This window comes from Vibrio sp. D401a (assembly GCF_030248515.1).
In the GTDB taxonomy this organism is placed as follows: domain Bacteria; phylum Pseudomonadota; class Gammaproteobacteria; order Enterobacterales; family Vibrionaceae; genus Vibrio; species Vibrio rotiferianus.
In genome coordinates this window covers 134,520-156,471 of sequence record NZ_JAHGAI010000035.1, presented here as the reverse complement: position 1 = coordinate 156,471, position 21,952 = coordinate 134,520, and the positions used below count along the sequence as shown (strand labels likewise).

Genomic DNA, 21,952 nt, shown 5'->3' with positions numbered 1-21,952 from the left:
ATTATGCCCTCGCACTCAAAGCAATTACTGGAGTGAGTCGCGATGCTCGTCTCGCTGGGAAGTAAGACGCTAACAACGCCAGAACCAGTGTGACTAACAGTGACCACGCAATAGAATCTGGTGTGATTACAGGGAAACCTAGCCACTCTGGTAAGGTAATAGAGCCTAACAACGCCACCACCATATACGCGACTAATAAGCCAAGTGCCGTACCGACAGCCACCAAGAACAAGCCCTCCAGAATGAACTGGCTAAGGATGGATTTTTGTGTCGCGCCTATTGCCAAGCGCACGCCGATTTCTCGCGTTCGCTCTGTCACTGAGAGGAACATAATGTTCGCGACACCGAGCGCCCCAACAGCCATGGTCATTGCGCCACTTGCCCCAAGGAAGATTTGAATGCCTCGGAAAATGCCCGTGATTAGCGCAGCACCTTCACTAAAGTCCGGTAGGTTGATCGCTTCTTTATCGGTTGGGTCAAAGTGCAATTGCTTAGCGTAGAAGTTGACAATGGCTTGTCGGAAAGCGGGACCATTCATACCTTCTGTTGGCTTAAGCAATAGCATCCACGGTTTGGCACCCCACAAATCGAGATATGTGGTTTGCGGAATAAAGACTTTGCGGCTGTCGCCGAATGAAATGCCTGCGTCTTCATCTTTGATGATACCAATCACCAAGAAGGGAATGCCGTTCACTTTGACCATTTGCCCAATGCCGATTTCACCCATCTTGGCAATTTGATCACCAAGCACGGCAACACGCGTGTGGTTAGCGATATCAGTTGGTGACAGGTTGCGCGAGCCAGACTCCAACTTACGTTGAATGAGGGAGAAGTAAGACGGGTCAATACCGCTGACGTTACTGGTCAGGTTCTGGCCTTTGTCATTGGTGACGCTCGCATCCCATTTGGCATAAACGCTCGACGCAGCCTCGACAAAGCCGGACTGCTTGATCATATCGACTTTGTCTTGCGGGATCTGAATTTGACGCCTTGAAGGTAAGCCGTGCCATGGTTTGCTGGTGCTCGACGGAAACGCGATTTGCACGTTGTTGACCATAAACGACAACTGCTGAGTTTGATGGCGATAAAAGCCCTCACCCAGTGCAATCAGCACCACCACGGATATCACGCCCCAAGCAATGGCAATGATGGCGAGCATGCTTTTCATGCGATGCGCCATCAGCGTTTGCCATGTTTGTTGCAGTAAACTGGTCATGAATTAAAAGCTCGGGAGATCAGTGCCATGGTGTCGTCGTCTAGCTTACCTGCGGTTTGCAGCAGACCGATGCGTTGACGCCAGTAGTTGTACAAGTTGCTTTGCAGGCTATTTTTGGCCTCAAACAAGTTGTTGTGGGCTCTAATGACTTCCGATACTTCTAACATACCTGCATCGTAAAGTTTCTCTTTGCTGCGCAGCACTTTCTCACGAGAGATAACCAGTTCGTTTGCCATCAAGACTTGGTTCCAGTTGATGTCAACTTGGGTAAACTGCTGGATAACGCGCTTTTGAATGTCGATTTCGACTCTGCGTAGATCTTGTTTGGCACTGAGGATATTCAAGGATGCTTCGTCGACTCTTGCACGCGTTGCACCATTCAGATCGATCGGCACACTTAGAGTAATGCCTGCGTTGAATTCTCCGTCTTTGCGTCGGTCATCATCGTTGTAGCCGACGTTCCCTTTTACGGTTGGGTAGTAACCACCTTGAGCTGAGTCTTTGGCAAACTCGCTGGCTTTCACGTTTTGCGCAGCCACTAACAGCTCCGGGCTGCTGTCTTTGGCAAGCTTTAACCATTGCTCTTGAGAGTCCACCATCATTGGCGGTTGAATAAGAGAATCGGTGCGAATTTGGTCAACGCTTTGTGGGATTTGATTGATCAACGCAGCAAGCTCGGCACGTTTGACTTCCAAATCAGATCTTGCGCTCAAGATCCCCGCTCGGTCAGCTACTTGAGTCGCACGGATCTCTTCTACATCAACGGATTTCACCTTACCAGCGCGGTAACGCTTCTCGATGATCTTCAGCAGTTTGTTGCCTTCTTCCAATTTGGATTGCGCCAATTGCAAATCGCCTTGTGCACTCGCAACATCCAAATACGATGAAAGCAGTCTTTGTGCTAATTCATTGTGCGATTGAGCCAGTTCTAATTGAGCCTTGATGTAGTTGGCATTGGCTTGGTCTAGATCGGACCACAAGCTGCTGTCCCAAATGGTTTGAGAAAGTGATGCTCCGTAGCTATTGGTGTTATCGGCCGATTCACTCCAATCCGCCGATGCCGTCGCACTCAAACCTGGCAGTAATGAACTGCGGCTCGCATCCACACCGACTTCACCGAGTTGCACGCCAATCTTGGCTTTCTCGTAATTTGGGTCACTCTGTTTCGCTTGTTGCCACGCTTGTTCAATTGAAATCGCATAGCTTGGTAAGCTGAGTGTTGCGGCTAAGATCGCGCAACCAATTTTAGACAAATGCAGCTTAGCCATGCGCGGCTCCCATCATCATGCTGTTATCGATGATCTCTTCGTTGAGCTCAACACCATCCAGTACTTCTACATTGATGCCGTCTGACAAACCAAGCTTCACTTTCTGTTTGTGGAAACCTTGTTCTGAACTATCTGGAATCAACACGTTGGGTGTATCGCCATCAAATTGCAGCGCACGCTCAGGCAGAGTTAATACGTTCTCTGATTTCTTCAGTGTGATTTGCGCATTGGATGAGAAGCCCGAGCGAAGCAGTACTTCTTGTGGGATCTTCAGCTCGCCCACTTCCACTTCAAACCCGTTATCAAAACTTTTTGCCGATGCATTGCCTTCTGGCGAGTTTAGGTTCTCTGATTGAATCGCAACTTTGGTCAGCACGCCGGAGATTTCTACATCAGGATACGGCGCAACGGTCAGCAATACCGGCATGCCCGGAGAAAGCTGTGCGGCATCATGTTCGCTTACGCTGCCTTTAAAGATCAGGCTGTTCATATCGGCTAGAGACATCATTTCTGTTGCAGCTTGGCTGGATTCGGTTGAGATGATTGGCTCACCCACTTCCACTTTGCGGTTCAATACTGTGCCGTCAATCGGTGCGTAGATGGTCGAGGTCAAACGCGCGTTACCGATCGATGCTTCACCGCTGCGGATCAATTCGAGGTTCTGGCGTTTTTGAAGCACGTTCGCTTGAGCCGATTTCACTGTCGAGCGCGCGCTAACGTATTCATCGTAGTTGCTTGGAATGATGTCTTGCTTCACCAAGCTCTCTAAGTTGGCGAGCTTTTGCTTAGCGGATTCGAGGTCTGCTTCGCTACGCATTAAATCCGTGGACGCATCCGTAAGTGCCTGTGGCGTCGGGTTCGGACGAACCTTAATCAATGGCTGGCCTTGTTTCACTTTCTCGCCAACTTGGACGTAAATCTCGCCGACGATACCGTCAATTTGCGACTTAATCGAAACTGAGTGTGCAGGGACAATATTGCCGACTGCGACCGCTTGTTTCTCAATGGTTCCCTTTTCCACTGCCAGAGTCGGAAATGCCTCTGGTTGAGCCGAAGATTGCAGATAGAAATACGCACCGCCGCCAAGCAATGCAACGCTCACAGCAGCGACAAGCCAAGTTTTTGCCATCATTGATTCCAATTATTGTTTTGTAGTCTTGTGACCATCTCATGAACATTAAGTTCTAAGGATATCGTGGTTTGAAGCCGCTAAGATTGTCATATTTAGTAAGGTTTTGTCAGGGCGCTTTGACAATAAGCAGGATGAATAGCTGAAATCGGCGTTAAACGCTTAGATTTTGTACTTGTTTGAGAAAGATGGAATTCGCAGAGATGACGCTAACCTAGAAATAAAGAGACAGAATAAAGAAAACCTCAAGTTCACGCGTAAATGAACTTGAGGTCTAGTTTTAGGTTAGTAAGTATTTACAACGCCAGTTTGAAGCCCTCGTGCGTGGCCTTAAAACCCAACTTTTCATAGAAGCGCAGCGCATCAGGGCGTTGTTTATCACTGGTCAATTGAACGAGTTGACAACCTTTGTCTTTCGCCTGCTTTATCGCGTATTCAAACATCTGCTCACCAAAGCCACGTCCGCGATAATCTTGATGAATTCGGACGCCTTCAATCAAGCAACGCCAACTGCCAATGTGGGTCAGATAAGGGATAAAAGTCAGCTGTAACATGCCAACCAAAGCACCTTCAAGTTCTACCACCAGCAATTGGTTGTTCGGGTCTTTGTCAATCGCTTCAAACGCAGAGAGGTAAGCCTGATTCAGTGGCGAGCTTGCGTCTTCTCTCTTGCTTCCTAACGGGTCATTAGCCAGCAATGCAACCAAGCTGGTTAAGTCTTCAAATGTCGCGCTACGGTATGTCAGTGGCATCGATTCTTCCTTGTGTTTTTGCTTTTCGTGTTGTGTTAAGCGAGAGTAGCTTACTTCGTTCGTACCATTTGAGGAAAACCACTTTGCGCGATTTCATAGGTGACGAATCCAAACTTCTCATACAGCTTTTGAGCGGCTTCGTTTTTAGGATGAACGCCAAGACGAATACCATCACAAGTGCCTTCGACTCTCTGTAATAGTGCTTTCATGAGTTCTGATGCGACGCCTTTGCCGCGATGACTGGCATGAACCGCCATTGCCAATTCTGGATACTCAGCATATTGGACAGTTTGGCTCGATTTATAGCGAATCTGAACGATGCCAATTGGCTCATCGAATTGGTTTAATGCGAATAATCCGAGGTCGCCCGCTTTACCCCATTCTTCACAATAGGCTTTGATGTGCGCCAGTTCGAGCACTTTTGGATCGTGGTCGGGTTCATCATCCGGCGTCCAAAGCGCCACCAACAATAGCTCTTTTTGCAGCGCTAAATCAGACGCTGTCACTTCTCTAAACTTCATTTTTTCCGTGGTTCTTCCGTGGATGCTTGTGTTCTTCGTCAGGGTAAATCTCTCAACTTCTTCGCTGGATTCCCTGCATAGATGCCTTTCTCTGTGATGTCTTTCGTCACCACGCTACCTGCGCCAATAACCACACCTTCACAAATTTTCACGGCAAGTATCGTGGCATTCGAGCCTATAGTTACGTTATTGCCAATAACGGTGCGCCCCCAGCTGTCTGGATTCGCGTCTGGTTTTCCGTCTTTGAACAGGTCGTTGGCAAACATTACCCCATGACCAACAAAACAATCACTGCCGATGGTCACGTATTCGCAAATAAAGGTATGAGATTGGATTTTAGTTCGCTCACCAATCACTGTGTTCTTCTGGATTTCAACAAAAGGGCCAACGAATACGCCTTCTTTTAGCTCGCAGCCATAGACGTTTGCAGGTTCGATGATGGTGACATTTTCACCACAAGTCACATCTTTGATTTGTGCGTGTAAGACTTTTGGACTGTACATCTATTCTCCAAAATAAAAATGAGTGATTGATTAGATTTCAACACGACGCCCAGTTGGTAAATGCTCTAAACGCTCATCAAGTACTTCTTTCAACAAATGATACGCTTTCATGCCCGTGCAGTGGCCCGTGTAAAACTTCTCAATGGGGTATTCAGACAGGGCTTTACCTAATGCTTTTATATCGTCTTTAGTACCGCCGATGCCATTAAATACAGGTAAGCCCACAAGATGAAAGCCACCCACTACCGCTTTGATTCTGCAGTTTGGAAATAATTCAATGGCGGTTTCAATCATGTTCAATACTCCGCTGTGCGCACATCCCGTGAACACAACCAAGCCATCTTCTTCCTTGATCACCAAAAGTAACTCGTGTTCAAAAGCATCTTGCTCATAACCGCCATCTTTCGATTGGGTATAGAGGTACTGATTTCCTTTGGGTTGTGGGTACTTGTCGCTGATCTTGGTAATCACATGAACATTCGGAGCAACTTGCGTCGTTTCGCTTACCTGCACTATGCGGTCATTGGTTGTGTCTAACAAAGCTTTGTCGATACCAACATCACTCTTGAAACCAAAAGCTCGAAAGTAATAGTCCTGATCTCCACACGATTTTAAATAGACTTTGGCTACATCGTTTTGCTCTAGAAAGTGAGAAGTACCGTTGCAATGGTCATGATGCCGATGAGAAATAACCGCGAGATCAACTTCTTGGATATCGATGTTTAGTAAAGGTGCGTTGTCGCAAAACGTTCGCCCACTGCCCATATCGAACAACAGTTTGGTTCCTTCTGTATCGATATGCAGCGATAAACCGCGCTCAACACAGAGATCGGCTCGGTCCTCAACACGAGAATTATCAACGAGAGTGGTAACGATCATGGTGTCTCCTAATGACGTTGAACCGCTTTAGTGGATGAGACAATAACGAGATTTGATGCTTCTAGAAAAAAGTAATGGTAATTGTGTGATTAGACAGAGGTTTACAACATCAGTTTCAATCACCTTCGATTCTTACTCTACTTTTAATCCACTTAGCCCATCAAGGGACCTTTTTCTGATCCATTGATGTGGAGTCATCCAGATGAGCAGGTGCAATAACGCCTAAGCAACAAAAGCCCAAAACACATATTTTGGGCTTAGGTGAATAAGATTCTACTGGTCGCAATGTGCAAAAACTATTTGCCCGTCAGTTAGGTTCTTAGCGGCTTCTTTCGCTATCAAAACTTGTTCTTGGGTAACTGTGAATTCAGCCCCCGTTCCCGGCCAGTAGTACCCTTGCTCATCATGACAAAGAGTGATGATTATTGGATCAATTCCAATTGTAGGGGAATCTCCAATCTCTGTGTACATACCGAAAGTAATGTTGGTAGTAATGTGGCCTCGAACTCCATCCAGCACCTTAGCTTGAACCTTATAGTAGTTATCTCCACCGTCTTTCTCCGGTCCCTCAAAGCCCGTTAGTACCACAACAGCCGAGTATGGAGTCTCTTCAACGGCAGTTTGAAGCCTCTCATTTGCTACTGCTTCAGATCCGATGAGAGTCATTAAGCATATTAGCCATTTCATGCTTTCAACTCTTTTAGCTGCATATCCAAACAATCCTGAAGTTCGTCGCTAAGGGCAGGAAATACCGCATACTCTTTCAAGACACCTTGTTTCTTAAATCCACATTTTTCGAGCACGCGAATACTGGCTTGATGGTCAATATGAGGAGCCGTATAAATCTCTTCGACTCCGATGCTTTTCAGATACTCAATGCCGAGCTTACACGCCTGAGTCGCATACCCTTTACCTTGATAATTTCTAGAGATCCCAAAGTGAATTTCGCTATGACTGCCTTCAGGGATTAAGACTAAGCAACCAATGGGAACTTGAGTTGCGCTTTCTTCAATTGCGAGTACCAAGAAATTAGGGTGAGCCAACTCGTACTGAGCTCGCCATCGACCGATCGCTTGTAGCGTTTGAATTGGGCTTAGATGGGCTTGTCGATTGAGATACAAACACGTTTGCTCATCACCAAGGTAGTTTTCAAACAAAGGAACGGCATCAGTTTCTTCAAGGTATCTTATTGCTATATCTTGCGCTTCTCGCCTCATTGGTTCTCACCTTGATACACGTTTGGATTCCAAATCTGCATAAAGTTTTCGGCGGGCTCGATGGGCTTAAAGCCGTATTGTTCATAAAGACCATGTGCATCGCGCGTCGCAAGAATCATTCTACGAAGACCTTGAAGGTCTGGGTGGGACACAATTTCAGAAACCAACCACTTACTAATACCACTGCCGCGGTAATCAGGGAGTACGAAAACATCGGCGAGATAAGCGAAGGTGGCTTTGTCAGTAATAAGGCGAGCAAACGCGATTTGCTGATTCGACTCGGTAAACACACCAAAGCAAAAAGAGTTTCGTATCGCTTTATCTAGCGTGTCCCTTGGCACTCCTTTCGCCCAATAGCTCTGTGAGATGAACTGATGAATGCAATCCAAATCCATCTCTTCAAAGGCTGTGCTAATACGATATCCTTGCATTGCGTTCTCCCAATAAATCAAAGCTTCTCTGCGACGCAAATTAGGTTGTTTGAGTTTTCAGACAACTTATCTTCTGTCCACGAGCTGTATTTTTCGGTAATACATAAACCCGCCTGAGCAAGAAACGCTTCAATTTCAGATAACTTTCGATACCTCAAGTCAATGCTTGAGTAGACCATTGTCCCATCTTGGTAGTGACGTTCTTTCTTCAAATAAAGTACTGTACTTTCAGCGTCATAACGTTCGCTCATTCCCATGTACTTCACTTCGCCTTTGTCTGGCAATTCATAGGTTTGCCACAGCGACATTTCAGCATCAATTTCCAAGTTATCTGGCGTTGGTAAGCGGGTATCAAAGATGAAACGCCCACCTCTATTGAGGTGATTAGAAATCGAATTAAGGACGCCAACTAGCATCTCATCGGAGAGGAAAGCTTGGAAAGCGTTGCCCGTCATAATCGCCATGTCGAAGCGTTTATCGAGAGAGAATTGAGTGGCATCCTGTTGCAAGAAAGAAAGGTTATCTAATCCCTGCGCTTTGTGTTTAGCATGTTTTAACATCCCTTCGGCAATATCAATACCGACAGCATTATCGAGTTGCTTCGCGACAGGTATGGTGACAATACCCGTACCACAGCACACATCCAGCAAACTTCGAGCACCCATCGCCGCAATGTGCTTTTGTATCAGAGCAATATCATCTTCGTAATGTTTATCATACTGAGCATCGTATTCCATGCCTGATGCAAACTCACTCAGGTCTTGTGTCTTCAAAAACAGTCCTTGTTTATTATCTACATCAAGAGTCCGAATGTAGCACGCCATACTCACCTGCACACTTATGTCATTGTAAAATCGTGAAAAAAGTCGACGTGCTACGCATTGATTTAGGCCATCCAGATCCTTGCCAGAATGCCCATTGGCGTTGTGACGCCTGTGGTAATTGAGCTCACTTCTCCATCTTTTAACACATAGATGGTCGGGGTCACGCTAATGCTCCATTCTTGCATGATGGCGCTTTTCGGGTCATTAATGTTGTCAAACTGGTAGTCTTTAGACTGCATGAACTTTTGCACCCGTTCTTGCGGGCCAGACGCACCAGATACCGCAACCACCTCATAGTAATCACTCAACCAACTCACGCTTGGGCTAACAAACTTGCATGCCGGACACCACGTTGCCCAAAAGTACACCACGACGGGTTCTTCATGGCTTTTGGCAATCATATCGACAAATTCGCCATCGGCCATGATCGCACTCAGAGGTGGTGCTTGCTCTTTAGGGATCTCTTTAGTGCGATACCAATCCATGGCGACCGAAATCACGGTCACCATAAGGACGAGTTGTAGCGCTTGACTGAGCCAGTATTTGAGCGACTTGCGCTTTTTTACTGTGTTCACTTAATTGCGCCTCCACTTGCCTGTTCGATTGCTTTCACCACCACATCGTCAGTCAGAATCACTGGCAGAGGAATCCCCTCTGGTGCTGCTGGGCCATACACGATGTTAAATGGCACACCAAAGCGACCGTGCGCACGCAAGAAATCGGTCACTGAGCCATTCGGATGTGTCCAATCGCCTTTCAGTGTCGCCACGTTCGGGCTTTGCAACAGTGAGTAAACCGGATCTTGCCAGATCACGCCGATTTTGTTGGCTTTACAAGTCACACACCAATCTGCAGTCACATCGACGAACACCACACGGCCATTCTTCACGTGGTCTGCAATCGCTTCGTTTGACAGTTTTTCCCAAGCCAAATCTTCTGGCAATGGCGTCGCCCAATGATTTGCAGTCACACTGCCTAGTACCAAACCACCAGCAATCAGAATCAACGAAACCGTGCCAGAGATCGCCAACGCTTTATTGCCATAAATACGCTTAACACGCGCCATGATGACGATGAACGCAGCTAGGCCAATCAGAATGACCCAAAATACCGGCAAGTGATTCGCCATCAATGACAACAACCACGCACTGGTTGCTAACATCATGATGCCGAATACAATTTTCACGACATTCATCCATTGGCCTGGCTTAGGTAGTTTGAGTGCAATCCCCGGGAAGATAGCCACTAAGATCCAAGGCAGTGCCATACCCATAGCTAACGCAGTGAAGATAGCAAACAGAGTCACTACGTCTGCACCCAGTGCAAACGCCACCGCAGTGCCTAGGAAAGGTGCAGAACAAGGCGTTGCTAGCAGAGTCGCGAACATACCTTGCACGTAATGCCCAAGCAGTGAGTTATCACCTTTTGAAGCCAACCAAGTGTTCGTACCCGAAGACAAGCGAATTTCAAACAAGCCAAGCATGTTGGCACCAAACAATCCGGTCACCAACAGCATTAGACCTAAGAACCAAGGGCTTTGGAATTGCACGCCCCAGCCGATGGCGTTACCAGTGAGCTTCAGCACTAAGATAAAGCCAGCGAGTAGCCAGAAAGACGTTAGAATACCTAGCGAAGACGCCACGAACTGAGTGCGAATTTGACGACGTTCAACGCCTTGTGCCGCTACGATGCTACTTAACTTCATGCCGAGAACGGGCAATACACAAGGCATGATGTTGAGAATCAAACCACCGAGTAACGCGAACAAGAAAATGTTCACCAGTGATGTACTTGGTAAGGCTTCAGTAATCAAACCTGCTTTGGCTTGCGCGGTTTCTTGCGCCAATAAGTTGTTGTCTTTGATTGAGACATAAACTGACTGGTTATCCAGCTCTACGTCACCCAACCAAGTATTGACTAGGTAGTTGGCAGTAAGCGTGTTGCCCTCTTGATGCAGCCCTTCTAATTTGAAGCTGTAATCGCTGGTTGCTTCGTCGACACCATCAACCAACACTTCTGGTTTTTGCCAACCTTGTGAGTTAGTCAGTTTGATTTGTAGCTTAGACTGGTTTGCATCCCAGTTCGCTTCTGTCACTTCAACAAATGGTGAAGCTTGAGGCACACTGCTTACCGCTTGCGCGTAAGTGAACATCACATCTTCATCGACTTGTAGATCGGAAGGTAGGAAAGACAGCTGAATGTGGTAATCCGTCAGGACACAAATCGTTGTACATGAAGATAGTGTCAGCGTCGCATCAATCGTCACTGGCTTGTTCATGTCTTCGACGTGCAACGTCATTGGAAAGACAGTGTCACCTTTGTAGCCTAGCGTCTCAATGCCAAGCAGTTCGTATTTCTGCGGGTACGGCCATTGCCAATCCACTTTAGTTAGGTTTTGTGATTTTTCCCAATCAATGGAAGGTGCAACACCGCCCTCACCTGGCGAACGCCAATAGGTTTTCCAGTCACCGGTCAGTTTGACATCAAGGTAACCTGTGATGGTGTTGGTATTCGGGTCTTGCTGTCCGGTTAAGACAAAGCGTGTCTGCACAGGTGGGTGCTGAGGATTGGTCAGCCAACCTGTGTCCGTCATTTGTGCTTGGGCAAACAGTGAGAATAAGCTCAGTGCCAACGTCATGATGAGCATCAACGCGGCTTGAGTCGTTTTTTTCATGTGGTTCATAGTTATTCCTAGTTAAAACAAGTGTAGAAAATCGCTGACGAAACTCGTCAGAAATCACTTGTCATTCGCGGAATACACACAAGGTGAGATGGACTCGATACTTTCGGGCTATCGGTTCGGTCCATTGCCTTTTGCTGGCGAACGCACAACAGCGCCACACGACAAGCGCGAGGATGCCAACAAACAAAACAACGACCAAGGTTTCCAGTTGTTGCTGAGCAAATTGAATCAGCTTTTCAGACAACTCACACTTACCAGATTTGTGTCCGCTCTCTGCTTTTACGATTTTGACTTCATCGCCAACGACCGCAGAAGTAGAGCTCGCGTCATATTGCATGGCACAACTGAACATCAAGCCAGAATTTTTCATCAGACACACCACAATCACCCAGCCAATTAACGCTAGGAGCCATTTACCCTGTTGTCGTGACGCAGCAGATTGTGAGGTGGATGAATGCATTCTAACTTCGATAAATGTGGAAACGCCGGAAATCATACGCAAGTTAGCATAAACCTCAAGTGGTATGATTTTTGGCGTCGCTCTCATTGGTAACAAATTATGATAGTCTTATGACTACCGTTTCCGTAAATAATTCAACATGCTCAATAAAGTTAATCTTGCTGATATTCGCTCGTTCGTTTTGATCGCTCAACTGGGTAACTTCACTAAAGCGGCAGAAGCCCTTTCGGTGTCGCGTTCTCATGTGTCTCGCCAAATCAGTGGGCTCGAAGCGCAAATGGGCGTGACCTTGCTGACCCGCACAACAAGGACGCTGCGCCTGACTCATGCCGGAGAGCGTTTCTACCAAGAATGTGAGAAGGCACTGCACGATATCGACCAAGCGTTGATCGCCGCGGTCGACGACACTCAAGAAGTGCGCGGTTTGATTCGCGTAAACTGCGTGGGTGGTTATATCGGTGAAGACATCATTGCCAAATACGTCAATGAGTTCATGTTGGAATACCCGAACATTACGGTCGATCTCGACTTCTCTTCGCCACGCATTGACTTGATTGAAGATCAATTCGACGTTGCGATTCGCATGGGCGAGTTGGAAGACGCAGGTTTTGTCGCGCGTAAGCTGATGATGATTGATATGGTGACGCTTGCAAGCCCGAAATACTTGAAGACCTATGGCGAACCCGTAACCCCAAAAGAGTTAGCCAAACATCGCACGCTAACGGGCTCAGTCACTCGCTGGAGTTATCGTAACGTTGCTAATCCGAAAGAGCACAGTGATGTGATAGTGAAAGGCAATCTGCGTTGCAAGAACGGCCGCGCACTTGTGATGGGCGCACTACACGGTAACGGAATTATTCGTGTGCCATTGAGTTACTGTGACGAGGAAGTCGAGAAAGGCCAACTGGTCAAAGTGATGCCGGAATGGGAAATCCCGTCTGTGCCACTATCTGCCATTTTCCACCGTGATCGCTACCAACCTAAACGTCTTCGTACCTTCATCGATTTCGTCAAAACCAAATTTGAACAAGACTTTGATGTTTAAGTTTGGCGCATAAAAAAGTGCGTAAGAACCGAAACGCTTACGCACATTATGCAAACTTGATGAAGGCTAAGATAGCTTCTCTATGTAGCCCTCAATATCGACATCATCGATAAGCTCATCTGGCAGATAGCGCTTGGCGTAACTTAGATAAGTGCCACTGGTTAACAGCAGCTTAAATACGTCTTTATCAATGTGCCCACCGAGTGCCATTTTCGACATAATGCTGATTGCCTCACTCAAGGATTTGGCTTTCTTGTACGGTCGATCAGCCGCGGTTAACGCTTCGAAAATATCCGCTACCGCCAGAATGCGTTCAGGGATCGATAGCTCCTCTCCCATCAAACCTCTCGGATAACCAAAGCCTTCCATCGCCTCGTGGTGCGTAGTAGCGTAGCGAGGAACGCGCTCAAGTTCGGGTGGGAACGGTATGCTTTCGAGCATCTTGATTCCGCTGATCATGTGCTCATTAATCTTAAAGCGCTCTTCTGCTGATAACGTACCGCGCTGCACGGCCAAGTTATACAGTTCACCATGGTTATAGAGCTTTTCTGGCACCGTCATATTGATGCCAAACTCAGGGTCAAGATCAAACGGCTGTTCACGCTCAATTACATGCTCAGGACGATCAGAAAGCAGCTTCTCTGTTGCTGGCGTTGGTTGTGGTTGATAACGCGTTTCTTCTAATGGCGATAAACCAAGTCCACAATCGAAGTAACGCGTCCACTCTTTCTCGGCCAGCTTGTGTAGACGTTCGATGTCTTGATCCGACATAAACTCCGCCCCCACATTCGCATTGGCGACAAATTCGAACTCTTCTTTCAGCGCCGCAAATTCTTGTTCTAGTGCTTGCTCGGGCTGCTCATCCACACCCATCGTTTTTAGCTTTTTGAGTAGATATTGAATCTGGGCATCTCGCCACAGCACCTCGAATCGCATACGAACTTCGTGAATGCGGTTGTAGTTGGTTTCTAGCTTACTGCCTTTATCAACCACATACTCAGGCGTCGCGATCTTGCCACAATCATGAAGCCAAGCAGCGATGCGGAACTCACGACGCTCTTCATCGCTTTCAAAAGCGAACGACTCAAACGGCCCTTGCTCTGACTTCTCGGCCTCTTCTGCCAGCATCAAAGCAATCTCCGGCACACGATTACAGTGCCCTGCCGTGTACGGAGACTTTTCATCGATCGCGCGTGCGATAAGCTGAATGACAGATTCAAAGAACTCATTTTGTCTTCGTTCAAACTGTTTAAGCGAGTTGCTGCCTCGCATCACTGAAAGACCTAGTTGGTGAATTTCTTCAATGCGAGAGTGAACACGCTGCACTTTGTCGTATTCGCGATCGCGTACAAATCTGACTTGCTTTCTCAACATATTGATTGGCTGAGAGATTGGTTTCGCCATCTCCCATGCAACGGGAATCAACAACGCAAGAACAAACAAGGATGCGCCCACAGCATATAGCGTCACTTCATTTACACCGGACATGACGTAAGCTTGCGGAATCACGACAGCAAAGTAACGCTCTTCCTTATGAGTGAGTTTGGAGACGAAAACATATTTGTCTTTCCCATTGATCTCCACCAGTTGAACCGAGTTGATGAACTCAGGATCTTTGGCAAATTTGACCAATTCTTCGTATGGCGTAAAGGTATAAGTCGACAGTGCTGCCTTACCCTCAAACCATTTTTCGCGCAGCTCTTTTCTTTGCTCTGGCGTAATTGCATCAATGGCGCGGTTAATGATCTCAACGAGAGGTCTTTGTTCCTCATTCGCCAAGTAGTAAAACGCGTTGGAGAGGTTGGAATCCTTAACTAAAGTGATGGCTAAGTTCTGACGGAATGTTTCGCGTATTTTGTTGACCAATATTTGGCGAATGTCGAGCACAGCGACGATGTCACCGTTCAATACCCCATCGATCGCATCGTGCAAAGAAGCGTAATTGACGATGGTCATTTGCGGGTAAGCTTCTAACAAGTCATCTTGAATGCTCCATCCTTTTAGCAAGCCAATTCTTTCGTTCTTCACTTGCTCTAAGGTATTGATGTGCTTGTTCTCTTCTGTGGTGAGTAACGCAAACTTTGCGTGATAAAGAGGTTCACCCACTACGCCAATGCTCGAAAGGTCATCTTGGTCGGCAATCGATTGAAGAATATCGATATTGCCATTTTTAAAGTCGTTGACGAGCTCATTCCAACTTCGACCGTTCACAAACTTAAACTTTAAGCCGGTCATTTCCGAAATCATCTTAAACAGATCAATCGAGAAGCCATTTGGGCGACCGCCAACGGTGTAATCAACCGGCGCCCAGTTATTTTGGTTCGACACTTTCAACTCTGGCGTTTGTGCTACCAGCGCTCGCTGCTCATCCGTTAAATTCACCGGTGAAACCAAGGGCAAGCGCTCTTCGATGTCGATCATCTTGTTGGTCGCAATCAATCGACCGTTCGCTTGGTAGATAAACGCTTCCGCTTCTGACGCTTGCTTATTTTCGATAAAACGGTTGGTGAGTTGAGCCTCAAGCGAGGAGAGAAGAATGTCCACGCCTACCACGGTATCGGATTCAGGCACCTTAATAGAGAAGGTTTCCCCTGAGACTTTTAGCGTGTTAAACAGATACGGAGAGGTGTTGTAAGTATCATCGTAATCGGCATTTTCAAACCAGCTACGCTGAGTCGGGATGAAGTTACTGAACTCGTCTGAAGCATGGCGTGATACGAAGTTTTCATCGTAGTAAATACTCACCTTACGACGATCTCGCTTCACGCCACTATGAACGACCAACAACCATTTATCGCCGGGGTGCGCTTCCACACGGGAACGTATTTCTTCTGAAGAAAGGTTGATCAGTTGGAAGAAGTCATTGTTCGCTTTGGCAACAAAAATACTGTGAATGCTAGGTTCTCTTACCAGCAATTTAGACAAAGGGATGATGATGCTCTCTTCGGGTGTATCTACCCCAATGAGCGACACCAGCTGCGCGCCACTTCGTGTCACGTTCTCTGCTAAATTTTGTAGATTGGATAGGTGACTCGATACCCCTGTCGCGATGGCTTGATATCGAGTGAGGGTGTGTTGCAGCTCAGTTTTTCTTGCAAAGTGGTATTGCAAAATTATCGCCACACCTACTGTCACTAGGGTACAGAAGACAAACATCAACCCTAGCACTGTCCTTAACGAAATGCGTTTACGTTTTTTCATCGTTTTATCTTGGAGTAATCCAAGCGCCTTAATCCTTTAACCAACTGAAATTATTGTCTAAAAAATAGATTTCAGCCAATCAAAAAACTTTATCGAAGCAAACAAAAACGCCTCCATCTGGAGGCGCTTTATCTTAGTGACTAAATTGAGTTGGGGTACTTAAGTGAAAACGTAACGATTACGCTTGTGCTGGTACGCTTTCAACTTGAGTTTGTTGCTCAGCTTCTTCTTTGTTGAAGCCTTCATGTAGATGGTAGTAACGTTGGTAAATCACGCCAATTTTGGTCGGGTGCTCTTCCGTAGCAGTATCAAATAGACATGAAACCAGTCTCCGAGGCTAGTTTTTTCATTTAAACAGGTTAGAAGCTTGTAAAACATCTCCGCTAAAACAAGCGCATATCGATAAAAAGGGTTATTCTTAGTTATTAAAAGTACGAAATAATAATTGAATGAGCATTCAACCTAATTCTCGCCAATTGATCGCCTGTGAAGAATGCGGCCTAGTTGTCCGTATTCCAGATATACAGCAAGGTCAAAAAGCACAGTGTCCACGCTGCGAGCACTCACTAACAAAAGTTAACGCTAAACCCTATCAAAGTGTAGTGGCGGTATCGATCGCTAGTTTGATCATGTTGGTTTTGAGCATTTCATTTCCATTCATGTCATTTAGCGTTCAAGGGCTCACACAAGAAATAACGTTAATGCATGCAGCCAAAATGCTGGCTGAGTTTCACAACGTTTTACTTGGTGTCCTTTTACTGGCTACCGTAGTCGTGTTACCTGCCATTTATGTCGGTCTGATATTGTTCCTTCACTTGGAAGCATTGAAATCAACGAAGCACCCATTAAGCAAAAAGAAAACGCGCATGGCAAAAGTGCTGTGCCGAATTTTATTCCGGGTGGAACCTTGGCTAATGGTCGATGTATTTCTGATTGGTGTATTGGTTAGCCTGATTAAAATCGCCTCTCTCGCAGATGTCGGTATGGGCAGCTCATTCTGGGCATTCTGCGTGTATACGGTGTTAGTTGTTAAATGTATTTCTATGGTCGATAGAAGCTGGCTCTGGGGGCACTTCATTGCAGCGGTAGAGCTACCAAGTGTAAAAGAAGGCGACACTCACCACAGCGAGAATCACATCGGCTGCCACACTTGTCATCAACTGAACCCTATTGAAGATAAAAAACACCAGAAGTGTATTCGCTGCCAAAGCCCTGTGCATAAGTATGATCCCATAAATAACCTGCAAAAAGCCTGGGCACTATTGTTTGCGTCGATCATTTTCTATATCCCAGCCAACTTATACCCAATGATGTATACCGTCAGCCTTGGTCATTCCGAAGGTTCAACAATCATGGAAGGTGTCGTGCTACTGTGGCAACTGGGCTCTTACCCGATTGCTGCAGTTATCTTCTTCGCTAGTGTATTTATCCCGATGGCCAAAATGCTCGCGCTGGCTTGGTTGTACTACAACGCCCAAAAAGCGCAGTACTTGCCTCCGGAAGAGAGTATCTCGCGTTTAAAAGTGTACCGTATGACCGAGTTCATTGGCCGTTGGTCAATGATCGATATCTTTGTTGTCGCCATCTTAGTGGCTTTAGTGCAACTACAGAACTTAATGGCAATATACCCTGGCCCTGCAGCACTCTCTTTCGCTGCAGTGGTCATTTTTACCATGCTCTCTGCAATGATTTTTGACTCGCGTTTATTGTGGCAACTTCCACAAAAACAAGCGCAGGAGCCAATAACAGATAACTTAACTGAGAAAGCTAAATATGAGTGATGAGAACAAAATAACCGCTCAAATAACCCCACAAAAGCAGATATCTGCGATTTGGATTATCCCAATTCTTGCATTGGCAATGGGCGCATGGATGCTGTTTCAGTACGTCAACAGTACCGGGCCAGAAATCAACCTAAAACTTCCAACCGCAGAGGGTATTGAAGTCGGAAAAACCGAGATCAAAGCTCTAAACGTTAAGGTTGGGGTGATTACCGATGTAAAACTGAGCAAGGACTATGACCACATCATTGCCACCGCACAGATGAATAAAGATGCTAAGCGCATGCTTCGCGAAGACTCGATGTTTTGGGTGGTAAAACCTCGTATTGGTCGTGAAGGCGTATCGGGCTTAGAAACACTGCTTTCCGGTGCTTATATTCAGCTTCAACCTGGTAAATCAAACATAGAGCAAGAGCACTTTGATGTGTTAGATGTTCCACCTGTCGCCGCTCCTGATGCGGAAGGTTTACGAGTAGTACTGACCAACCGAGAGGCAGGTAAACTGGGCGTTGGCGATCCGGTTATCTACAAAGGCTTTACTGTCGGTCGTGTTGAAACTACAAGCTTTGATGTTGATACTCGCCGTGCACTGTACCAACTGTTTATCTTCAAGCCATACGACAGTCTCATTCGAACTAAAACACATTTTTGGTTGAGCTCTGGCGTCGATCTTCAGTTAAACGCTGAAGGCTTCGAAGTCAAATTCGGCTCCTTAGAAACGTTGATCACCGGCGGTGTGACATTTGATACGATTCCAGGAATTGGAGATGGGGCAGAAGTCACTGAAGACATGACAAAATTCCGTTTATTCGATGACGTGAAACAGGTTCGTGAAGGCATGTATGACGAGTACATTCAATTCGTTATGATGTTTGAAGAATCGGTTCGAGGGTTGAAACGCAAAGCACCTGTTGAGTACAGAGGCCTAAGAATTGGTACTGTGATGAAAGTGCCTATGCGCATGCCAACCCCTGAGGAAGATTTTTCCGCAAAGAAAATTCCAGTATTAGTACGTATCGAATTGGGTCGAGTTTATGACAATCTTCCAGTAGATAAACTTCCGCTGTTTAAAGGCAAGTTAAAAGAAGAGTTTAAGAAAGGCCTTCGCGGCACGCTAAAAACTGGTAACTTGCTGACTGGTGCATTGTATATTGATACAGACTTCTACCCAGAGGAAGCCCCATACGTAGCAAGTACTTTCGAGGGCTTAGATGTGTTTCCTACAAAACAAGGGGGCTTTGCTCAAGTACAACGACAGGTTAATGACTTCCTAAATAAGATCAACAATTTACCAATGGAAGATACATTGCTTTCCCTAAACAAGACGCTAAAGACCTCCGAGAAGACATTAGCATCTGCAGAGCGTGTCGCGAGCAGTATCGATAAGTTGCTAAATCAACAAGACACTAAAGCAATACCAGCGGATATTCGTCAAAGCCTGCAGCAGTTACAAAAGACACTTGATGGCTATGGCCCGAACTCAACGATGTACAGCGAAATGGAATCAACGTTGAAAGAGCTAGAGAAAGTGATGACCGAGTTCAGGCCCGTCCTGCAGCAATTGAACGATAAGCCAAACTCACTTGTATTTGGTAAAGATGAGATGAACGACCCAATGCCAGTTAGAGGACAAAAATAATGAAACGTAGAATTTTATTGATCTCTGCCCTACTCGCTGGCTGTAGTAGCGCTCCGAAAAACACCGATGCCTTTTATGTGTTGCCAGAGTTCAGCGCGGCAAACATTAATAGCACCCTAGTAGTCCAACGCACTCCGCTCATTGTTCGTCCTGTCGAGTTAGCCAGTTATCTCGCTGATAGCGGAATTGTGTATCGCACATCAGAAACTCAGATTGTTCAAGCAAAGCACAATCAATGGGCACACAGCATTTCTGAGCAGATCACTTCTCGCGTGATTAACGAACTACGAACCAAACAAACGCAATACTGGCCTGTTGAAGTCAACAACTTGCTCGATCAGAGTCACGAAAGCAAACTTCAGCTTTCTCTAAGCAAGTTCAACGGTAACTTTGAAGGCAATGCGGAGCTCGAAGGCGAATGGTTAATTATTGATGCGAATGGCAAAGTGACAAACAGCGCGCCAGTAAACATCAATGTTCCCTTGCAAGACGACGGCTACGACGCACTTGTTGATGCACTTTCTGAAGGCTTAAGTAATCTAACAGACCAAATAGCCACTAAGCTGTAATCGGCCATGCCAAAAAACAAAGCCCTAGCAATAATGCTAGGGCTTCTTATTCTACCGTCTCTTAGAGCTTAAAGGTTTCCATTCTTGATTTCAGATTATGGGCAAGACTACTAATCTGCTGACAAGCCACCGCCGTTTGCGATGCCCCTTCAGCCATTTCTGTTGAAGCACTATTGATGTGCTCAACACTACGATTCAGTTCCTCAGAGACTGAGTTCTGTTCGCTACAAGCCGTCGCAATTTGAGTACTCATTTGAGCAATGTTATCCACCGAGTGTTCAATTTCATTGATTTGATTACCTGCTTGATTTACTTGTTCCACACACTGGGCAATGCCTGCTTGGCAATCTCGACTTGAGTGCCCCATCTTGCTGGTGTTCTCTTGCAGTTGATTCACGATTTCGATGATTTGCGAAGTTGAATCCTGAGTACGTTGAGCTAAAGAACGAACCTCATCTGCCACAACCGCAAATCCTCGCCCTTGTTCACCCGCACGCGCCGCTTCGATTGCTGCGTTGAGCGCTAGCAAGTTTGTTTGCTCTGCGATGCCGCGAATCACATCTACGACCAGGTTGATGTTGTTCGAACTAGATTCAAGCTCCTGTGCTAAATCATCTGACTCTTGAATTGTCTGCGATACACGCTCGATAACAGCAATAGTTTGTTGAAGCGTTTCCGTACCCTGCTTCGCTACCTCGGTAGCTGAGTAAGCAGAAGTCGCACCTACTTCGGTATTTTGAGCCACTTCCCCTACAGCGGCTTGCATCTCTGTCATTGCAGAAGCGACGGAGCTCAATTCAAGCTGTTGATTCTGCATACCAGAAGCGGTTTGAGAAGAGATTGCGCTGACCTCTTCTACTGCAGCGGTCAATTGAATGGTCGAATCACTAATTTCAGATACTAATGAATGCAAATTGCTTTGCATCGTCACAAGCTCTTTTAGCAAAGTACCAAGTTCATCTTTGGTTAGATCTTCCTCGTCAATCGTGTTGTTCAACTGACCCTGCGCGATCTTAGAAGCAAATGCCAATGCACGATCTACAGGGCGACAAATCGCACGTGAAAGTAAAACTGAAGACAACGCGATGACCACGATAATAACGAGCGCACCAATGCCAGCACTGTATTGAGTCGAAAGCGCCTCTGCATGCACTTCTTCACCAATATGGTTCACAAGCTCATCATTTAGTGCCAGCGTATCATCTAAACTATTCAGTGCTTTTGAGTAAGTTGAGAAGCTGAATAAAACGACTTTGTTCGCTTCATCAGACTTACCTTGGCTAAGTAAATCATTATAAGGTTTAGTCTCTTTTATGTATTGGTTCCAAGTTTCCTTAAATACAGCAAACGATTGCTTTTCTTCCGTATTTAAATTCAATGCTTCAAAAGCGGCAATCCCTGACTGCACATCTGCACGCCATTGATCAAGATCTTTCAGCCATTCACCAATCTTTGGGTGATCCCCATTTGGAAGCAACGAAAACTCATCTTTTCGCACTTTAGTGATGTCGACTTGGATCCCCTTCAGAATAGCAACTGACGGTAGGCTCTTCTCCGTAAGTACCGCAATATTCTTATTCAGAGTCGATAAGCTCAGCACCAACATAATAGATACCACTGCAAATACGGCAAACACAGTCAAATAACTCAACCATATTTTCTTTACGACACTTAAGTCTTTAATACTCATAAACTTCCTCGCGACAGCGTTAATGAGACGTCTCAAAAATGAAACGACATCAAACGCAAAAAACAATACTTACTAACAATGTGACTACTTCACGCCTCTTTATAACCGGGGCGTTACACGCTCACTTTAACCACCCATTGATAA

General features: G+C 46.1%; 20 protein-coding genes. 4 read left to right on the top strand and 16 right to left on the bottom strand.

Annotation, left to right across the window (positions count from 1 at the left end):
* Position 1: 1 nt before the first annotated feature.
* From KIV41_RS14730 to KIV41_RS14665, 14 genes are all read right to left on the bottom strand, one after another.
* Positions 2 to 1,216, bottom strand: coding sequence for an ABC transporter permease (locus tag KIV41_RS14730; RefSeq protein ID WP_252041877.1), 1,215 nt, complete (start codon positions 1,214 to 1,216; stop codon positions 2 to 4).
* Positions 1,213 to 2,484 (bottom strand): TolC family protein, encoded by a 1,272-nt coding sequence (locus tag KIV41_RS14725; RefSeq protein WP_285336920.1) that lies wholly within the window; start codon positions 2,482 to 2,484, stop codon positions 1,213 to 1,215. The genes KIV41_RS14730 and KIV41_RS14725 overlap by 4 nt, the downstream gene beginning before the upstream one ends.
* Positions 2,477 to 3,613, bottom strand: a complete 1,137-nt coding sequence (locus KIV41_RS14720) for an efflux RND transporter periplasmic adaptor subunit (protein ID WP_020197206.1) — start codon at positions 3,611 to 3,613, stop codon at positions 2,477 to 2,479. The genes KIV41_RS14725 and KIV41_RS14720 overlap by 8 nt, the downstream gene beginning before the upstream one ends.
* Positions 3,614 to 3,909: 296 nt before the next feature.
* Positions 3,910 to 4,365 carry a GNAT family N-acetyltransferase gene (locus KIV41_RS14715; RefSeq protein ID WP_039984290.1) on the bottom strand — a complete coding sequence of 152 codons (456 nt, stop codon included), beginning with the start codon at positions 4,363 to 4,365 and terminating at the stop codon, positions 3,910 to 3,912.
* 50 nt (positions 4,366 to 4,415) lie between these two features.
* The gene (locus tag KIV41_RS14710) at positions 4,416 to 4,886 is read right to left on the bottom strand and encodes a GNAT family N-acetyltransferase (protein ID WP_252041875.1); all 471 of its coding nucleotides are present in this window, start codon (positions 4,884 to 4,886) and stop codon (positions 4,416 to 4,418) included.
* Positions 4,887 to 4,924: 38 nt separating this feature from the next.
* Positions 4,925 to 5,389, bottom strand: a complete 465-nt coding sequence (locus tag KIV41_RS14705; RefSeq protein WP_039984293.1) for an acyltransferase — start codon at positions 5,387 to 5,389, stop codon at positions 4,925 to 4,927.
* A 30-nt stretch (positions 5,390 to 5,419) separates the two neighbouring features.
* Positions 5,420 to 6,268: an MBL fold metallo-hydrolase gene (locus KIV41_RS14700; RefSeq protein ID WP_199454875.1), complete on the bottom strand. Its 849-nt coding sequence runs from the start codon at positions 6,266 to 6,268 to the stop codon at positions 5,420 to 5,422.
* Positions 6,269 to 6,541: 273 nt separating this feature from the next.
* Positions 6,542 to 6,955, bottom strand: coding sequence for a hypothetical protein (locus KIV41_RS14695; protein WP_252041873.1), 414 nt, complete (start codon positions 6,953 to 6,955; stop codon positions 6,542 to 6,544).
* The gene (locus KIV41_RS14690) at positions 6,952 to 7,485 is read right to left on the bottom strand and encodes a GNAT family N-acetyltransferase (protein WP_252041872.1); all 534 of its coding nucleotides are present in this window, start codon (positions 7,483 to 7,485) and stop codon (positions 6,952 to 6,954) included. Before KIV41_RS14690 ends, KIV41_RS14695 begins: the two co-directional genes overlap by 4 nt.
* Complete coding sequence (locus KIV41_RS14685) at positions 7,482 to 7,916, bottom strand: GNAT family N-acetyltransferase (protein WP_045387936.1); 435 nt, start codon at positions 7,914 to 7,916, stop codon at positions 7,482 to 7,484. The genes KIV41_RS14690 and KIV41_RS14685 overlap by 4 nt, the downstream gene beginning before the upstream one ends.
* 17 nt (positions 7,917 to 7,933) lie before the next feature.
* Complete coding sequence (locus KIV41_RS14680; protein ID WP_252041871.1) at positions 7,934 to 8,689, bottom strand: class I SAM-dependent methyltransferase; 756 nt, start codon at positions 8,687 to 8,689, stop codon at positions 7,934 to 7,936.
* A gap of 113 nt (positions 8,690 to 8,802) precedes the next feature.
* Positions 8,803 to 9,315 (bottom strand): protein disulfide oxidoreductase, encoded by a 513-nt coding sequence (locus KIV41_RS14675; RefSeq protein WP_285336919.1) that lies wholly within the window; start codon positions 9,313 to 9,315, stop codon positions 8,803 to 8,805.
* A complete protein-coding gene (locus KIV41_RS14670) occupies positions 9,312 to 11,423 on the bottom strand; it encodes a protein-disulfide reductase DsbD (protein ID WP_252041869.1) in 2,112 nt (703 codons plus the stop codon). The genes KIV41_RS14675 and KIV41_RS14670 overlap by 4 nt, the downstream gene beginning before the upstream one ends.
* A 61-nt stretch (positions 11,424 to 11,484) precedes the next feature.
* Entirely contained in the window at positions 11,485 to 11,883 is a 399-nt protein-coding gene (locus KIV41_RS14665) for a hypothetical protein (RefSeq protein WP_005438907.1), read from the bottom strand.
* Between the two features lie 139 nt (positions 11,884 to 12,022).
* Between KIV41_RS14665 and KIV41_RS14660 the strand changes: the two genes are divergently transcribed.
* Positions 12,023 to 12,928 (top strand): LysR family transcriptional regulator, encoded by a 906-nt coding sequence (locus KIV41_RS14660; RefSeq protein WP_285336918.1) that lies wholly within the window; start codon positions 12,023 to 12,025, stop codon positions 12,926 to 12,928.
* Positions 12,929 to 12,994: 66 nt separating this feature from the next.
* Here the strand turns inward: KIV41_RS14660 and KIV41_RS14655 are convergent, their stop codons facing one another.
* Positions 12,995 to 16,129: an HD domain-containing phosphohydrolase gene (locus KIV41_RS14655; RefSeq protein WP_285336917.1), complete on the bottom strand. Its 3,135-nt coding sequence runs from the start codon at positions 16,127 to 16,129 to the stop codon at positions 12,995 to 12,997.
* A 449-nt stretch (positions 16,130 to 16,578) separates the two neighbouring features.
* Here KIV41_RS14655 and KIV41_RS14650 point away from each other — a divergent pair, with 449 nt between their 5' ends.
* The 3 genes from KIV41_RS14650 to KIV41_RS14640 are packed head-to-tail and all read left to right on the top strand — an operon-like array spanning position 16,579 to position 20,118.
* Positions 16,579 to 17,910 carry a paraquat-inducible protein A gene (locus KIV41_RS14650; protein ID WP_010447377.1) on the top strand — a complete coding sequence of 444 codons (1,332 nt, stop codon included), beginning with the start codon at positions 16,579 to 16,581 and terminating at the stop codon, positions 17,908 to 17,910.
* On the top strand, positions 17,903 to 19,549 hold the full coding sequence (gene pqiB / locus KIV41_RS14645) for an intermembrane transport protein PqiB (protein ID WP_045387955.1): 1,647 nt from the start codon (positions 17,903 to 17,905) through the stop codon (positions 19,547 to 19,549). The genes KIV41_RS14650 and pqiB overlap by 8 nt, the downstream gene beginning before the upstream one ends.
* On the top strand, positions 19,549 to 20,118 hold the full coding sequence (locus KIV41_RS14640; RefSeq protein ID WP_285336916.1) for a membrane integrity-associated transporter subunit PqiC: 570 nt from the start codon (positions 19,549 to 19,551) through the stop codon (positions 20,116 to 20,118). Before pqiB ends, KIV41_RS14640 begins: the two co-directional genes overlap by 1 nt.
* A gap of 61 nt (positions 20,119 to 20,179) precedes the next feature.
* Here the strand turns inward: KIV41_RS14640 and KIV41_RS14635 are convergent, their stop codons facing one another.
* Positions 20,180 to 21,808: a methyl-accepting chemotaxis protein gene (locus tag KIV41_RS14635; protein ID WP_045387960.1), complete on the bottom strand. Its 1,629-nt coding sequence runs from the start codon at positions 21,806 to 21,808 to the stop codon at positions 20,180 to 20,182.
* Positions 21,809 to 21,952: the final 144 nt, after the last annotated feature.

Bases quoted from the DNA above. Each gene is read 5' to 3' on its own strand.
- KIV41_RS14715 (WP_039984290.1), bottom strand. From the start codon at position 4,365: ATGCCACTGACATACCGTAGCGCGACATTTGAAGACTTAACCAGCTTG.
- KIV41_RS14720 (WP_020197206.1), bottom strand. From the start codon at position 3,613: ATGGCAAAAACTTGGCTTGTCGCTGCTGTGAGCGTTGCATTGCTTGGC.
- KIV41_RS14730 (WP_252041877.1), bottom strand. From the start codon at position 1,216: ATGACCAGTTTACTGCAACAAACATGGCAAACGCTGATGGCGCATCGC.
- pqiB (WP_045387955.1), top strand. From the start codon at position 17,903: ATGAGTGATGAGAACAAAATAACCGCTCAAATAACCCCACAAAAGCAG.
- KIV41_RS14695 (WP_252041873.1), bottom strand. From the start codon at position 6,955: ATGAAATGGCTAATATGCTTAATGACTCTCATCGGATCTGAAGCAGTA.
- KIV41_RS14670 (WP_252041869.1), bottom strand. From the start codon at position 11,423: ATGAACCACATGAAAAAAACGACTCAAGCCGCGTTGATGCTCATCATG.
- KIV41_RS14685 (WP_045387936.1), bottom strand. From the start codon at position 7,916: ATGCAAGGATATCGTATTAGCACAGCCTTTGAAGAGATGGATTTGGAT.
- KIV41_RS14725 (WP_285336920.1), bottom strand. From the start codon at position 2,484: ATGGCTAAGCTGCATTTGTCTAAAATTGGTTGCGCGATCTTAGCCGCA.
- KIV41_RS14700 (WP_199454875.1), bottom strand. From the start codon at position 6,268: ATGATCGTTACCACTCTCGTTGATAATTCTCGTGTTGAGGACCGAGCC.
- KIV41_RS14655 (WP_285336917.1), bottom strand. From the start codon at position 16,129: ATGAAAAAACGTAAACGCATTTCGTTAAGGACAGTGCTAGGGTTGATG.
- KIV41_RS14710 (WP_252041875.1), bottom strand. From the start codon at position 4,886: ATGAAGTTTAGAGAAGTGACAGCGTCTGATTTAGCGCTGCAAAAAGAG.
- KIV41_RS14640 (WP_285336916.1), top strand. From the start codon at position 19,549: ATGAAACGTAGAATTTTATTGATCTCTGCCCTACTCGCTGGCTGTAGT.
- KIV41_RS14650 (WP_010447377.1), top strand. From the start codon at position 16,579: ATGAGCATTCAACCTAATTCTCGCCAATTGATCGCCTGTGAAGAATGC.
- KIV41_RS14660 (WP_285336918.1), top strand. From the start codon at position 12,023: ATGCTCAATAAAGTTAATCTTGCTGATATTCGCTCGTTCGTTTTGATC.
- KIV41_RS14635 (WP_045387960.1), bottom strand. From the start codon at position 21,808: ATGAGTATTAAAGACTTAAGTGTCGTAAAGAAAATATGGTTGAGTTAT.
- KIV41_RS14690 (WP_252041872.1), bottom strand. From the start codon at position 7,485: ATGAGGCGAGAAGCGCAAGATATAGCAATAAGATACCTTGAAGAAACT.
- KIV41_RS14665 (WP_005438907.1), bottom strand. From the start codon at position 11,883: ATGCATTCATCCACCTCACAATCTGCTGCGTCACGACAACAGGGTAAA.
- KIV41_RS14705 (WP_039984293.1), bottom strand. From the start codon at position 5,389: ATGTACAGTCCAAAAGTCTTACACGCACAAATCAAAGATGTGACTTGT.